This window comes from Acidobacteriota bacterium, assembly GCA_040754075.1.
In the GTDB taxonomy this organism is placed as follows: domain Bacteria; phylum Acidobacteriota; class Blastocatellia; order UBA7656; family UBA7656; genus JBFMDH01.
Window position 1 is genome coordinate 29,989 of sequence record JBFMDH010000020.1, and the last position, 14,139, is coordinate 44,127.

The window sequence follows — 14,139 nt, forward strand, 5'->3', positions numbered from 1 at the left end:
AGGAACGATGAATGATGAACAGAAAGCGGTTTGCAATTATCCATCGTTCAGCATTTCGCCTTCGTCGTTTCTTCTCCCCTGAATCCTGAATCCTCGTGAAAAAAAGTGGCAGAACTGAAATTAGCAAACAGCATAGTTGATGAACGCTACGCGGTTGACCGCTGTCTGGGGCGCGGCAGTTATGCCGAAATTTTTCTCGCCTATGACAAACAGTTCGATGATGCGCCGGTGATTATCAAAGCCTTGAATTCATCCTTGCAGGGCACGCCCGATACCGACCTCGAACGCACACTGGTTGAGAATTTTCAAAACGAAGCGAACGCCCTGGATAAAGTTCGCCACCCGCATATCATTCGTCGTCTCGGTCATGGAACGGCAATCGATTTAGGCGGAAAACTCTTTCATTACCTGGTGCTCGAATATATGCCGGGCGGCGATTTGATGTCGCTATGCAAAAAACGTCCGCTCAGTCTCAATGAAGTGATGCTCTATTTTGAGCAGGTCGCCGAAGCCCTCGCTTACGCACATTCGCAACAAGTGATTCACCGCGACATCAAACCGAAAAATTTATTGCTGTCGACTGACCATCAAACCTTAAAGATTTGCGATTTCGGGGTTGCCAAAATGACCGGGCAAAATGTCGATGATGAAATCACCCGTGTTGGCACTGACGTTTACGCGCCACCCGAACATCACCCGGAAGACGATGGCGAAGCCTGTGATGAAAAACTTACGCCTTCGGCTGATGTCTATTCACTGGCAAAAACTATTTACACAGCGATGTGTGGACGCGCGCCGCGCGGCTTTTCGCGCCGTCCGATTTCGAGTTTACCAACCGAACTCGTGATGCAACGGTGGGGCGGCGCATTGCTTAGAGTTTTAAACAAAGCAACGGCAACGCGGGTGGCTGACCGTTATGCGACGGTCAATGAATTCTGGGAAGATTTTGCCGCCATCAATAACCTGCTTCCCGAAGAGGATGAAGAAAAAACTCATGTGAGTTCGCGTTTGCAAGGCACCAGCGATGTCGAACGCCCGTCAACCGTTCCCAACTTTCAAAACCCGGCAACCGCGAGCAAACGCCTGCCGAAGCAGGCGCGCATCGTGGTGGATTTGCCGACGCGAAAACAGGATTCAGGATTCAGGATTCAGGATTCAGGGAATCAGACTTCGCAAAATGTCACGGTTTCGCAAATCGCCACCGAACAAGCGGCTACGGTGACGGCAACGCCAGCAAACAACGCAATGCAAAACCACTTCGTTCAACAAGGCGCGGTTGCGCAAAGAAACGTTGATGCTGTGCGAACGCGAAAATTGCAAACCGACACGAAACTTGAGCGCAATGTCTTCGACAAGATGCGCTCGAAAGTGAAACCCAATTATTTGCGTTGGGCGTTTATTGTCTTTCTACTGCTTGCGGTTGGCGGATTCGTGTCATCAGTTTATCTCTATTTTTCAAACCAACCTTCCTTAATCAGTTGGATTGATAAGGATGGAGAAATTTTAGGCGCAGAATTCGTCAAATTACGTGCCGACGCCACCACCAAAGGTAAAACTTTACGTTGGCTGCCGCGTGGCACGAGAATTCGCAAAATGGGAGAAGAACGTGATGGCTGGGTGCGCGTGAAAGTTACGTATGTTCCGCCGACCCCCTTGCCGGTTGACGCCCCGACAGACAACCTCAGCGTGGATACCGGTTGGATTAACAGCAGGCTGATTGATTTTTGATAGATGAAGAAATTAACAGAGATAAACAGGATGGGCAGGATTTTTGTTATCCTGTCTATCCCTGTTATTTTTCTACCGGAGAAAAAATGAGCGCGAAAAATTTCTTTGAAAAATTGAGAAAATGGATTGATGGCGAAGAGGATTTGGACGAGCAGGGGGAAGCGAAACCGCGCTCGAAGTGGGACGATTTTCTGGTCGCGATTGCCCGCGAAGTCGAAGCCGTAATGCAACGCGAAATGTTTACCCCGCCCGGCGGTCCCACCTACATTCCGCGTGAATATCTGGTCTTCTTAAATCCCGAAGACGATGATGAGTGGCAAGGCGATAAACGCGAAGGCTTGCAACGAGGGCTTCATTATGTGCTTTCGGAACGCGCCAAGGCACTTGCCGGCGACAACGAATTTCAAACCAAAAGTTTTGCTATTGAACTGAAAACCGATGCTTCACTTGAACGCACACGTTTTCGCGTGCAGCCGGTCTGGGATACCGAAACCGAAAAGACTATGGTGCAACCGCGCAAAAAACGCGAAGCTCAGGGAAAAGTTACCACTCAGGAAACTACTGCGCCTTCAACTTTGCCTGCTGAAGAAGAAAATAAAACTGCGCCTTTCGTTTTCGATACCCATACCGAAGACGATGAAAAAACCATCGTTCGTCCGCGCAAAGTCGAAGACGACGAAGCCACCATTGTTCGCCCGCGCAAACCTACCGCCCCGGTCTTTTCACTCTCAGTTAAACGCAACGCCGAAGGCGCAGAAAATTCTGCGTCCGTTGAGCAAGCGTTTTACAAGGACGAAATCACCATCGGGCGCGGTTCTGCCAAATCACATATCGAAGTCGATTTGAAACTCGCGGAAGATATGGAAGTGAGTCGCGTTCACGCGAAATTGAAAAAGACCGGCGACGAGTTTGCTTTGACCTGTACGGGCGCCAATCCGATTGTGCTGGATGGCGGGCGCGAACTTGCCAAAGATGAAACGGCGCAGTTAAAGACGGGCGATAAATTTTCGCTTTGCAGTTACGAGATTGTGATTCAGTAAAAAGAGTCTTATGCTTTCAACGATGGACAGACAAGAACTTCATAATCACTTGCAACAACTTCATAACGAATTGCAAAACGTCGCCAATTTGAGCGATGAAGACAAAGAATTGCTTCAAAAAATTGAAGACGATATTCAGACTTTGCTCAATGCAAAAGAAGTTGACCTGTCGTCGCGCTACACAGGTTTCAATGAAGGTTTGCGCGAAGGTATCGAACGCTTTGAAGCCAACCATCCAGACCTGACGATGACTATGGGACAAATCGCTGAAATCCTCGCGAAAATGGGCATCTGAACAACGTTTAATTACTCACCGCCTTTCAATCGGTATCACCGGCAACAGAATATGCGATGGATGCGACGCATCCAGATACATCGTGTTATCCGCGGGAATCATTCGCCGATGTTGTTGCAGGGGTTCACCGGTATTGGGATTCACATCAAAACGCGGAAAATTGCTGCTTGAAATATCGATCCGAAGGCGATGACCTTTCTTAAACAGATTGGCTGTCGGATACAAATTGATGGTCACTTCGTACACGCTTCCCGGTTTCATCAAGGTCGCTTTTTCGAGCGAATTGCGATAACGCGCGCGAATAATCGAATCGCCGATGTTCATTTCAAAGCCCGCAGGGTAATCTTCGTTCGGCGGATAGACATCAATCAACTTTGCCGTAAAATCGGTATCGAGCGCCGTTGAACTAATCCACAATTTCACCGCGACCGTGCCGGTCACCTCCATGTCTTCAACGAGCGGTTCGGTCTGAAAAACCAGCACATCATTGCGCACCGCAAGCGGCAATTTATCCCGGCAACCGACAACCCCATCGCGACAACGCTGGTCATACGCGCCATTGTCCATCAACCCCGCGTTCGATGAAATGTTACCGCCAAGCGTCGGCACAGGATTGGTCGGGTCAAAGCGATAGGTCATCGAAGCCGCTGTTACGTTGGGTTTTTCTTTGCTTATCGCGCCGCCTTGGTGAAAGTAATAAGGCGTATACTCGGTGCGCGCCAGCGGGAATTCCTGTTCATCGCGCCAGTAGCCGCCGTGCTGCATTTTACCCTGCGGCGATTTGCGCCCGTCGCCACCGCCCATAATATAGAGGCGCACCGGCGCAGCTTTTTCAACATTGTTAGCGACGCCTTTTAACCAATGCTCGAACCAACTGAGTCGCCATTCATTGAAATTGATGGCAGCATCTTTTGAAAATTCGACATCGCCCGCGAAGTTGCGATTTTGCCCGCCATGCGTCCACGGACCAATGATGAGTTTTTGCTGGCGTTTGCTTTTCGACAATGCCTGCCAGTTCATCGCCACTTGCCTGGTCCACGAATCGTACCAGCCGGTGACGTGATAAACCGGCACGTCGGCATAATTTTTGACATTATCAATGACCGAAAGTCCCACCTGTTTCCAGTAATCGTCCAAGTCGCCATGTTGCATGGCTTCCATCAACCAGTCTTCGTATTCAGGGATATATTTCAAAGCCGTGGTGCCGCGCTTTATCGGCAAATGCCAGATGTGTTCGCGCATCTGTTTGGCTTGCGCATCGAGCGCCGCTTTGAGGTTGGCATCTTCAAGTGCTGATTTTGCGGTCGGTCCGCCGATGGTAAAAATCCAGTTCACGAATCGCAGTTCAAATGCGCCGCCGTGTCTAAACCCGGCAATGCCGACATTCGATAAAGCATCAACCGGAATCATCGCGGTGAGGTGCGGCGGGTTCATCTCTGCGAGCGCGTGTTGGGTGCCGCCGGGATAGCTTGTGCCAACGGTTCCCACTTTGCCGTTTGACCACTCCTGTCTGGCAATCCATTCGACCGTATCGAAGCCATCGCGCCCGTCATCAATCATCATTCGCCATTTGCCTTGGGAGTGAAAACGCCCGCGCACATCGTTCATTACGACGGCGTAACCGCGCGAAGCGAACCATTCAGCTTCACGCCAGGCGGCATCTTTATTGTAAGGCGTGCGGCTTAAAATCGTTGGATATTTGCCCGGAAGGGCTGCACCATCTTTTGCAGGGAGGTAAACATCGCAGGCAAGTTTAACGCCGTCACGCATCACCATCATCACGTTTTTCTGTACAGCGACATTGGGATTGGGCGCGGCAGGCGGGCGATTTTGCTGCGCGCGGGAAAAGAGCGCAATAAAGGCGATGAGCATGAACGAAAGAAAAAATCGGCGTTTCATTTTAAATCCTCTTCCGGCGAAAAATTATTGATGAAAGATTCCACTGTCAGGTGTGGCGGCAATTTATCTTCGCTCTGGCGTAAAGTCAAATATTACCGGTTGGTCTTGCGCGCCGTTTGGCGCATCGTCAAACTCAGATGGCAACACCGCACAAAAATTTTATGTCTGAATTATCCGAACAACCTGAGCGCTGGATGAAACCGGCGCTCGTAGCCGCAGGGGTTTACAATCTCATCTGGGGCGCGTTGATTATGGTCTTTCCGCTCGCGCCGTTTCGCTGGTTTGGCATGCAGGAGCCGAATTATCCCGAAATCTGGCAATGTGTCGGGATGATCGTTGGCGTTTACGGCATCGGTTATGCGATTGCCGCGTTTGACCCGATGAAACATTACCCGGTTGTGCTGGTCGGATTTTTGGGCAAAGTTTTAGGTCCCATCGGGTTTCTCAATGCCGCCTTGCGAGGGCGTTTGCCGTGGGCGTTCGGCTGGATAAATATCACCAATGATTTAATCTGGTGGATGCCTTTTGCATTGATTCTCTTTCGCGCTTATCAATTTCACCGGCGAAAAAATTGACCCCGCACTTGCTTGAACTTGTTCGTCAATCAACAGTATAGTTGCGCCGTTTCGATGCCTTTCAAATTTTCAATCAGTGAGGTCGGGCTTATGTTCAACAAAGTATTTGTCACTTTTTTATTTCTGTTGATGTTCGCGTGTGGTGTCGCGGCGCAAACCGCCGGCACGCCGGAAATGATTTCGCCGAACGGCGTGAAGTTTTATGCCAATCCGGATGAAAAAAATGTGGTCGCCGAAGCCGAACAAAAACTCGCAGCCGACCCGAAAAATGTCGAACTCATCATTGCGCTCGGACGCGCGCAAGGCAGTGTCTGGCGTTTTCGCGATGCGATTGCCACCTATACGCGAGGCATCGAAATCGACCCGAAAAACGCCATGCTCTATCGCCATCGCGGGCATCGTTATATTTCAATGCGACAATTCGATAAAGCTGTCGATGATTTAAACCGCGCCGCCAAACTTAACGAAAAAAATTTCGACATCTGGTATCACCTGGGGCTTGCTTACTATTTGCAAGGCAAATTCGCGAAAGCCGCCGAAGCTTACGAAAAATGTCGCGCGGTCGCAGACAAAGATGATTCAGTGATTGCGGTGTCCGACTGGTTGTATATGACCTATCGAAGACTCGGCGATAAAAACAAAGCCGCAGGGGTGCTTGAACGCATCACCCCACAGATGAAAGTCGAAGAGAACAAATCCTATTTTGACCGTTTGCTTTTATACAAAGGGTTGAAACAGGAATCGGAAATTTATCACGACAAACTGACAGACCTTGACCTCGCGACCGTCGGTTACGGCATCGGCAACTGGTATTACTACAGCGGCGACAAAACCAAAGCCAAAGCGATTTTCCAAAAAGTCACCAACGGAAAATACTGGGCGGCATTTGGTTTCATCGCCGCCGAAACCGAACTGGGGCGCATGAAATAAATCAACTGTGCGGGCGTTTTTCGAGACTCGGGTTTAAATTGTATTCTTTCGATTTGCCTTTCGGAATACTGAGCCAATGCCAGTCGCCCTCAACCAGAATGCGCGCCAGCAAAACGATTTGTCCGACGTGCGAAGCGATGTGCGCTAAGGATCGCGCCAAGGCTTCGTGTACCGTCCAGGGGTTGCCGCGAATGGTGACCTGTCGTTGCAAATCATCATCGGTAAGCGGCGCAAGTTCGCTGAACAACACCGCCCAGCCTTCGTCCCACATCTCGTTGACCTGCGCTCGCGTGTAAGTGATTTCGGCAAATTCTTCATCGCGATTGCGCCAGGTTTTTTCACCGTCGCTGGTTAAAAAATCTGTGAAGCGCGAGCGCAAATTGCCGCTGATGTGACGCGCGATGACGGCGATGGAATTGTTATCGCCGCTCAGGACGCGGTTGAGCGCCTCGTCGGAGACTTGCGCGAAGGCTTTTTCGCCAAGAATTTTGTAGCGTTCATATTCGTCCAAAAAATCTTTTATCATAAATTCCTCCGGTTAATTTGTTGCTTGGATGGTTAAGAAGATTTGAACTTTTTGATGATTGTGCGCGTCGCTTGCGTCAACAAACCCGCGAGCAAAACCCAACTCACGGCTGCAAAAGTGAACGCGAAATACTGCATAGGTAAAGTGTAACGAAATTCCGTATGCATGAAACCCTGAAAAATGAAGTAATAAAGCGGAACCAGCAACAACCACCAGGCGCGGCGCACACTAAGAAGCATTAACGCAACCGCACCAATAAAAATAAGCCACCGCATAGGTTCTTTAATAATGCGTTGCAAACTTCGCGCGACGGGACGCAGATACAAGAGGTTTTTACCGATAATCAAACTCGATTCACCGGAGTTTGCCGCCAGGTTATCCCAAGTTTTTTTCACGGGCAGGGTTTTCTCAAGGGCGCGGGCTTCTGAGATTTTGTAAACCAGCGGCGCGTGGGCTTTGTATTCGACCATTTCATTGGCGCGTCTGAACATCACACCGGCATACCAGATGGGATGCGCCTTGATGATTGCAAGGCTTCGGGTCACGCGGTCGCGGTCGCGCATAATGCCATCCGGCGTTGACCACACGCCCGCATAACGCGGTTCGTTATAAAACTCTGCGTCCTGCAAGGCGACCTCTTCATCTTTGGTCACTGCGCCGAAGCGGTCGCCGCTCTCTTCGCCGATGCCTTCCCAAAGCACAATGCCTGCCCCAAAATTCACCGGCACAAATTCGTGATAAATCAGATAATTTTTAATCGTAATGGGCGCAATCACGAGCAGAGAAACCGCCGCGGTTACCAATGCGCGTTTGCCCATCACCAATTTTTGCTTTGCAAAAATCACCAGCCCGGGAATCAGGAAAATTCCCAGAAGCATGGTTTGTGAACGAACCCAGGCGGCAACACCAAACATCAACCCTGCGGCTGCATAAAGCAGATAGACGCGCCACAGTTTGTCCGGCGCGCGCCTTGCTAAAATCAAAAGCAGAAACGCGACCAGAACAGGAAAAGCGCTCAGCGGATCAGGCAACATGAAATTGGAAATATGCGCAAGATGATGGGAGATTGCCGAGATAAATCCGGCAATAATTCCCACGCGCCAACTGATGAGCATTCCGGCAATGAAAAAAATCAGCACCGGTGAAATCGAATTGATGAGGTTTTGAAATAGCTGCGCTTTATAAAAATCACGACCTGTCACTTTGTAAACCGCGCTCAAAAACACTGAATAGCCCGGCGCTTGGGCAATCCATACGGTGCGGCGCGGATTGATGTCATAAGGTCCGATGAGACCTTCGCCTTCGAGTATGCCGACAGCGCGCGCATCGTAAGTTTCCGTGAGTCCGCCGAAAGGTTGTTCCGCCGAGTACATGACCGGCGCGAGGTCAACCGCATGCAGCGAGCGGATGGAAAAAGCCACAAGGAAAATCAGCAAAGCAATGATGAGTTTTTGCTTGCGGCTCAAGGTTTCGCGAGTGGCAAGCATTCGTGAGAGCCAGCGACGAATTAGCAAGATGTGTTGGGACAACTTCATTCTTACACTATAAAGCGTTCCCGCTTTCAATCGCTTGAGGCGCGAACGCTTTTCATTATTTTGGGTTTGCGAAAGGTCGCAAAATTTTTACTTCTCGGTGGCAACCGTCTGCATCGCTTTATCGACGCGCCCTCTCAGAGGCTCGGCGAAAACGCGGTCAATCATCGGCTCGAAATGCGCCAGCGGCAACGTATCATACTGGTCATCAAACGATGACTGATCCCATTCGTCGGTGAACTGTCTGGCTTTCGCGTACCACGCCTGATTTTCGTATTGCTGGCGGGCGTTCGGGTCTTTGCCTATCAACGCATAGTAATGTTTGCCTTGAAAATCCTGATGGGTGCGCACGATTTCATAGGTTTCACGCGACACATAGGGTTTCAGGATTTCCGCAGCGATTGCCGGATGATTTTCCACCGAAATCACTTTGCCGATGTCGTGACAAAGCGCCGCGACAATCATTTCTTCGCTTGCGCCTGCGCGTTCAGCGCGGGTCGCGGTCTGCAATCCGTGTTGCAGTTGGTCAATGTTGAAGCCATCAATCTGCTCTTCGAGTTGAGCGAGCATATTTTTGATGATTTGCGGCATGGTGGCTTGGCGTTTGGCAACTTCCTGACCGATTGCCATCCACTCTTGCAACTGACCTTCATCCATTCTTGTGAAAGACATGATTTTTCCTCCGGGATTTCCCTGACTTCGGTTGACTACGAAAATATAATCGTTAAATATAAGAAGCGCCATCCCGAAAAGACAATCCCCAGCGCAGGACTGAGTCGAAAACTAAGTGTAGATTTTTGCTGCCCCCACAGAGAGAAGAGGTCAGGTGTATGCGCGTTTGTTGGTTATTCGCATTGTCAGTTGTGTTATGCGTGAACGGAGTTTTTGCAATAGAAAAAAAGCCTCAGCAAAAGGTCACCAATACATCGAAGGTGACGGTTAATGCAAAGGCTTCCACAGTAAGTAAATCCTCGACTACGAAATCTTCCGCCAGCGCAACCGCGCGGAAAGTCACAACCAAAACCGCTGCGACGATGAATCAAAAAACCACTGCGCCGAGTTCGACTAAACCTGCGACAGCAAAAAAATCCACTGATAAATCGACCGCACAGACGACCCGGAAAAAGTCTGCGGATAAACCGGCTAAGCAGACGGCGAGCCAATCATCAGAGAAAACCACCGCAACGAAATCCGCGAAAAAGCCCATAAATTTCATCCTCTTTGCGGTATCGCAACACAACTCGCGTTCGGTCATTGACCCGATTGTGATCATCAAAAACGGCAAATACCTGGAGCCACCCGCAGGCGACGCCACAACGGCGCAAATCGCCAGGTTTGCCAATACTCATTATCGCGAAGGGCAAAAATACCGGCTGCTGTTTGGCGGCGGCGAAGCCGGAACCGTGCGCATCAAACAATGGAATTTGCGCAAAACCTGTTCGCGCACCGAAGCCGACGTCGAACTTGACGGCGAACATAAAATCAGCGGCAAGGTGATGGGACTGGCGACGAATTCAAGCGAAATCGGCAAACGCCTTCGTTCACGCCGCTTTCCGACCGATAAAGAAAAGTCGGCAGCCGAAAGCTTGATTAAAACGCTTTTTAACCAAAAAGGCGTCAATAGCACGCTCATCAAAGAAGGCTTAACCCGCGTCAATTTAACTGCGACCGATTTGAATGGCGACGGCAAAGCCGAACTCATCGGCACTTATCTGGTCAAAAGCGCGAAGGCGGGCAAAGTTGCGCATATCCTGTTTGCGATTATCGAACCCGACGGCAAAAAATATAAAGTCGGGGTGTCGCAATACGGCGAAATCACCGCCAAAGACCTCGGCAGCGAAGCCATGTTGAATGAACTCGGCGAAAGCGCCCTGGCAGAAGTTTTAGTTGACCAGATTGATTTAGACCGTGACGGCACCGCCGAAGTCATCATCGCCGACCTCACGAAAGAAGGCGTGGTTTATAAAATATTCAAAAAGACTAAGAATAAATGGCAGCGCGCCTATGAATTCGTCAACCTCCGCTGCCCGTATTAACCAAACTTTCTATTTCCAAGAAAATTAAATTTCAATAGCCCTCTACCTTGTTTATATTATCTGTTAATTTCGCGGATTGTTTCCCGCCTTAAATATGGTTTGAACAAACTACCCATTTTGGTTCAAGATATACCCCCAAGATAGGAAATCATGGCTCAACAATCACGACTAAAAGCAGTTGACTTTTTTTGCGGCGGCGGCGGAATGACCTATGGGTTTTCTCAGGCTGGAGTTGAGGTACTGGCTGGCATTGATATTGACCTTAAGTGCAAAGAAACCTATGAATTAAATAACCGACCTTCAAAATTTATTTTGGCTGATGTTAAAAAGCTTTCGGAAGAAACGCTGAAAAATGAACTTGGATTAACACGCAATGATGATAATCTGATCTTCATCGGGTGCAGTCCTTGCCAGTATTGGAGCATTATCAAAACGGATAAAACAAAAGCTGAAGACTCCAAAAACCTGCTGAATGATTTCCAAAGGTTTGTTGATTATTTCAACCCGGGCTTTGTCGTGGTCGAGAACGTTCCGGGCATCTTCTCGAAACCGGATAGCCCATTAAAAGGTTTTATCAACTTCCTTACCAACAAAGGCTACGATTCGATAGAGCATCGGACAATTCAAGTTTTTGATTACGGCGTACCTCAAAGCCGAAAACGTTTTGTATTGATTGCTTCACGTGTGAAAAATATTTCATTTCCTCTTCCTGATAAAGGCGAAACTCCGACGGTAAGGAAATTTATTGGAGATAAAAACATTTTTCCGGAAATCACAGCAGGCCACACCGATTCAACGGATTTTTGCCATACGGTTCCAAAATTAAAAGAAGTAAATTTGAAACGGCTGGCTTTAACTCCCAAGGATGGTGGAACACGACAAGCGTGGAAGAATACTGAACTACAGCTCGAAGTCTATAAAAAAAATGATGGGGTAGGAAATTTCTCTTTCAAGGACATCTACGGCAGAATGTTTTGGGATAAACCTGCACCAACAATCACCACTAGATTTACCAGCATCTCAAACGGTAGATTTGCACACCCTGAACAAGATAGAGCAATTTCTTTGCGCGAAGGTGCAACATTACAGACTTTTCCTTTGGACTACGTTTTTAAAATCAAAGCTATTGAAGACAAAGCCCGACTGATTGGCAATGCAGTTCCGCCTGAACTCGCAAGAAGAATCGCTGAATCTATTGTTCTATCTTCAAGGTGATCGCATGACCAGACCTCAGCAAAAATTGGTAATGGAGTTTGACCCAAACACCATTGAGCATTTAGGAATCCAAATGTACTCAACCTTGCCACCTGTTATAGCGGAACTGGTTGCCAATTCTTATGATGCCGAGGCGGAAACAGTGGAAATTCTTCTTTATGATAAATCTCCTAATAAAAAGATTGTTGTCAAAGACGATGGGCATGGGATGACTTTTAACGAAATCAATAGTCGTTTCCTAAAAATTGGCCAGAATCGTAGGATACCATTAGCGAAAAGTAAAAAAGCAACTCTCAATAGCGGGAAAAGTGATAATGGCAAACGATGGGTAATTGGTAGAAAAGGTTTAGGAAAATTATCCTTTTTCGGAATTGCCTCTAAAGCGAAAATTACGACTATAAAAAATGGACTTAAAACCGTATTTCTTATGGACATTGATAAAATCAGAAAGTCCAAAGATAAAAGTTATGAACCCCAAATTATAAAAAAAGAAAGTAAAACGAAGGAAAAGAGCGGAACGACTATCGAGCTATTAAGTATTAAGCGAAAAACCCCTTTCGTTGCAAATGACTTAGCATTATCTCTCTCTCAAAGCTTTGAGATTTTTGATGAAGAAAATTTTTCAACGAGCATCATTCATAATGATGCTCGCAGACATAAAATCAAACTTACGAACTCTCTTAAATATGAAAACCTCAATGTAGAGTTAGACTGGATATTTCCTAGTGAGGATTTTCAATTTAACTATAAATTTGCTCCTGAAATCAAAGGAAGAATCATTTCGGTAAAGCAAGGAGAAACTGTACCCCCAGAAATGCGCGGCATCGCTTTATTTTCAAGAAAGAAATTAGTAAATAGACACGACTTTTATAGCGCAGTCGCTTCAAGTACTGGATACACCTATTTAACCGGTTGGCTTTCAGTTGATTTTATTGAAGACTTTTCTAGAGATGTTATCTCTACCAATCGTCAGTCACTGAACTGGGAGCTTGAAGAAACTGAAGAGCTAAAAGACTTTTTGCAACAAACAATCCAAAAAGTTTATAACGAACAACGCAAATTCAGAAAAAAAGCAAAAGAAGAGAAGGTAAAAGAAACAACAGGAATTGATTTTCATAAATGGCTGGAAAGTTTGCCGCGACACGAACGCAAATTAGCTAGAAAGCTAATTGATTCTATAATGCAAAATGAAGAAATCTCAGATGAAAAGGCTGGTGAGTTAGTAAAATTCATTCAAGACTCTTTTCAATTCGAGGCATTTAAGGAATTAGCGAATGACATTGATGCAGCTGATGTTCAACAAACTAATAGGATCATAGAACTTTTCAAAGAATGGAGAGTAATTGAAGCACGTGAGCTTTATAAAATTGCAAAAGTTCGCATAGAAACTATCCAAAAGTTTGAAGAACATATTAACCAAAATGCCAAAGAGGTGCCGATTCTACATAATTTCCTCAAAGAATTTTCATGGATTCTTGACCCCCGAATCATGAATTTTGAAGATGAAAAAACCTTCTCAAAATTATTAAAAGAAAAGTTTCCCGAAAATGACATCAAGATTAAAGAAGACAGAAGGATAGATTTTCTTTGTCTCAATTTTACCGATACGTATTTCATCATAGAGCTAAAGAGACCTCATTCGGTGATTTCCGAGAAAGAACTCGATCAATGTTTGCTCTATCGGACTTTTTTAACCAGGCATTTAGAAAATCAATTCGGAAAGAATGTTACGTGCTATTTGATAGGTGGACGGATTGCTGATTCGGATATGGCTAAAGAGAAAGCGGAAACTTATTCACAAACGCACAGAGTATATTTCAAACCTTACAGAAGCCTTTTGGAACAAGCGAAAAAATATCACCAAGAGTTTATCGAACGCTATGAACAATTAAGTCAAGCAGGGCTGTAATGGCTGATATTTTTTCAAAAGATAAACGAAGCCAGATTATGTCTAAAATTTCGGGCAAAGAAACCAAGCCTGAAATTCTTGTCCGAAAGTTTCTTTTTGCCGCAGGTTTCCGTTACCGAAAAAATGACAAACGATTGCCGGGCAAACCCGACATTATTCTTCCGAAATATCAGACCGCAATATTTGTTCACGGATGCTTCTGGCATCACCACAAAAACTGTAAATTCGCTGCCCTGCCACAAACCAATAACGAGTTCTGGAAAAATAAAATCGAAGGAAATGCCAATCGAGATAACTTGGCTCGACGTCAATTAAAAAAATTGGGTTGGCAAGTAATTGTGATTTGGCAATGCCAGCTTAAAAACAAATCACTTTTTTCCAAATGCATGAACCAACTCATCACCCGAATCAAATCGCAACCGGTGAAGCTCGGTTAAAGAATACTCTGCTTTAA

15 protein-coding genes are annotated in these 14,139 nt (G+C 46.9%); 11 read left to right on the plus strand and 4 right to left on the minus strand.

The genetic code is table 11. The annotated features are described in order from the left end of the window. The first annotated feature begins 105 nt into the window (after positions 1–105). From AB1757_19840 to AB1757_19855, 4 genes are read left to right on the plus strand one after another with little or no spacing between them, the layout of a single operon-like run. Positions 106–1,728 (plus strand): serine/threonine protein kinase, encoded by a 1,623-nt coding sequence (locus tag AB1757_19840; protein MEW6129302.1) that lies wholly within the window; start codon positions 106–108, stop codon positions 1,726–1,728. Between the two features lie 43 nt (positions 1,729–1,771). Continuing rightward, on the plus strand, positions 1,772–1,837 hold the full coding sequence (locus AB1757_19845) for a hypothetical protein (protein MEW6129303.1): 66 nt from the start codon (positions 1,772–1,774) through the stop codon (positions 1,835–1,837). Continuing rightward, a complete protein-coding gene (locus AB1757_19850) occupies positions 1,815–2,768 on the plus strand; it encodes an FHA domain-containing protein (GenBank protein ID MEW6129304.1) in 954 nt (317 codons plus the stop codon). Before AB1757_19845 ends, AB1757_19850 begins: the two co-directional genes overlap by 23 nt. Positions 2,769–2,790: 22 nt before the next feature. After that, on the plus strand, positions 2,791–3,063 hold the full coding sequence (locus AB1757_19855; protein ID MEW6129305.1) for a DUF4404 family protein: 273 nt from the start codon (positions 2,791–2,793) through the stop codon (positions 3,061–3,063). Between the two features lie 15 nt (positions 3,064–3,078). Here the strand turns inward: AB1757_19855 and AB1757_19860 are convergent, their stop codons facing one another. Beyond that, positions 3,079–4,962 (minus strand): CocE/NonD family hydrolase, encoded by a 1,884-nt coding sequence (locus AB1757_19860; GenBank protein ID MEW6129306.1) that lies wholly within the window; start codon positions 4,960–4,962, stop codon positions 3,079–3,081. A gap of 30 nt (positions 4,963–4,992) precedes the next feature. Here AB1757_19860 and AB1757_19865 point away from each other — a divergent pair, with 30 nt between their 5' ends. From AB1757_19865 to AB1757_19875, 3 genes are all read left to right on the plus strand, one after another. After that, a complete protein-coding gene (locus AB1757_19865) occupies positions 4,993–5,160 on the plus strand; it encodes a hypothetical protein (protein ID MEW6129307.1) in 168 nt (55 codons plus the stop codon). Continuing rightward, the gene (locus AB1757_19870) at positions 5,124–5,537 is read left to right on the plus strand and encodes an alkyl hydroperoxide reductase (protein MEW6129308.1); all 414 of its coding nucleotides are present in this window, start codon (positions 5,124–5,126) and stop codon (positions 5,535–5,537) included. The genes AB1757_19865 and AB1757_19870 overlap by 37 nt, the downstream gene beginning before the upstream one ends. Positions 5,538–5,627: 90 nt before the next feature. Then, positions 5,628–6,467, plus strand: a complete 840-nt coding sequence (locus AB1757_19875) for a tetratricopeptide repeat protein (GenBank protein ID MEW6129309.1) — start codon at positions 5,628–5,630, stop codon at positions 6,465–6,467. Between the two features lies 1 nt (position 6,468). Here the strand turns inward: AB1757_19875 and AB1757_19880 are convergent, their stop codons facing one another. The 3 genes from AB1757_19880 to AB1757_19890 form a co-directional block, all read right to left on the minus strand. After that, entirely contained in the window at positions 6,469–6,993 is a 525-nt protein-coding gene (locus AB1757_19880) for a DUF1572 family protein (GenBank protein ID MEW6129310.1), read from the minus strand. 32 nt (positions 6,994–7,025) lie between these two features. Continuing rightward, positions 7,026–8,528 (minus strand): glycosyltransferase family 39 protein, encoded by a 1,503-nt coding sequence (locus AB1757_19885; protein MEW6129311.1) that lies wholly within the window; start codon positions 8,526–8,528, stop codon positions 7,026–7,028. Positions 8,529–8,615: 87 nt separating this feature from the next. Further along, complete coding sequence (locus AB1757_19890; GenBank protein ID MEW6129312.1) at positions 8,616–9,197, minus strand: HD domain-containing protein; 582 nt, start codon at positions 9,195–9,197, stop codon at positions 8,616–8,618. 362 nt (positions 9,198–9,559) lie between these two features. On the opposite strand from AB1757_19890, the gene AB1757_19895 reads away from it, so the two are divergent. From AB1757_19895 to vsr, 4 genes are all read left to right on the plus strand, one after another. After that, a complete protein-coding gene (locus tag AB1757_19895) occupies positions 9,560–10,561 on the plus strand; it encodes a hypothetical protein (protein MEW6129313.1) in 1,002 nt (333 codons plus the stop codon). Positions 10,562–10,711: 150 nt separating this feature from the next. Then, positions 10,712–11,776: a DNA cytosine methyltransferase gene (locus tag AB1757_19900; protein ID MEW6129314.1), complete on the plus strand. Its 1,065-nt coding sequence runs from the start codon at positions 10,712–10,714 to the stop codon at positions 11,774–11,776. 4 nt (positions 11,777–11,780) lie between these two features. Further along, on the plus strand, positions 11,781–13,685 hold the full coding sequence (locus tag AB1757_19905) for an ATP-binding protein (GenBank protein MEW6129315.1): 1,905 nt from the start codon (positions 11,781–11,783) through the stop codon (positions 13,683–13,685). Beyond that, the gene (vsr, locus tag AB1757_19910; protein MEW6129316.1) at positions 13,685–14,122 is read left to right on the plus strand and encodes a DNA mismatch endonuclease Vsr; all 438 of its coding nucleotides are present in this window, start codon (positions 13,685–13,687) and stop codon (positions 14,120–14,122) included. Before AB1757_19905 ends, vsr begins: the two co-directional genes overlap by 1 nt. The last annotated feature ends 17 nt before the right edge of the window (positions 14,123–14,139 follow it).

Coding starts and splice junctions, on each gene's coding strand:
- AB1757_19850 (MEW6129304.1), top strand. CDS start 1,815: ATGAGCGCGAAAAATTTCTTTGAAAAATTGAGAAAATGGATTGATGGC.
- AB1757_19855 (MEW6129305.1), top strand. CDS start 2,791: ATGGACAGACAAGAACTTCATAATCACTTGCAACAACTTCATAACGAA.
- AB1757_19860 (MEW6129306.1), bottom strand. CDS start 4,962: ATGAAACGCCGATTTTTTCTTTCGTTCATGCTCATCGCCTTTATTGCG.
- AB1757_19865 (MEW6129307.1), top strand. CDS start 4,993: ATGAAAGATTCCACTGTCAGGTGTGGCGGCAATTTATCTTCGCTCTGG.
- AB1757_19870 (MEW6129308.1), top strand. CDS start 5,124: ATGTCTGAATTATCCGAACAACCTGAGCGCTGGATGAAACCGGCGCTC.
- AB1757_19875 (MEW6129309.1), top strand. CDS start 5,628: ATGTTCAACAAAGTATTTGTCACTTTTTTATTTCTGTTGATGTTCGCG.
- AB1757_19880 (MEW6129310.1), bottom strand. CDS start 6,993: ATGATAAAAGATTTTTTGGACGAATATGAACGCTACAAAATTCTTGGC.
- AB1757_19885 (MEW6129311.1), bottom strand. CDS start 8,528: ATGAAGTTGTCCCAACACATCTTGCTAATTCGTCGCTGGCTCTCACGA.
- AB1757_19890 (MEW6129312.1), bottom strand. CDS start 9,197: ATGTCTTTCACAAGAATGGATGAAGGTCAGTTGCAAGAGTGGATGGCA.
- AB1757_19895 (MEW6129313.1), top strand. CDS start 9,560: ATGAATCAAAAAACCACTGCGCCGAGTTCGACTAAACCTGCGACAGCA.
- AB1757_19900 (MEW6129314.1), top strand. CDS start 10,712: ATGGCTCAACAATCACGACTAAAAGCAGTTGACTTTTTTTGCGGCGGC.
- AB1757_19905 (MEW6129315.1), top strand. CDS start 11,781: ATGACCAGACCTCAGCAAAAATTGGTAATGGAGTTTGACCCAAACACC.
- vsr (MEW6129316.1), top strand. CDS start 13,685: ATGGCTGATATTTTTTCAAAAGATAAACGAAGCCAGATTATGTCTAAA.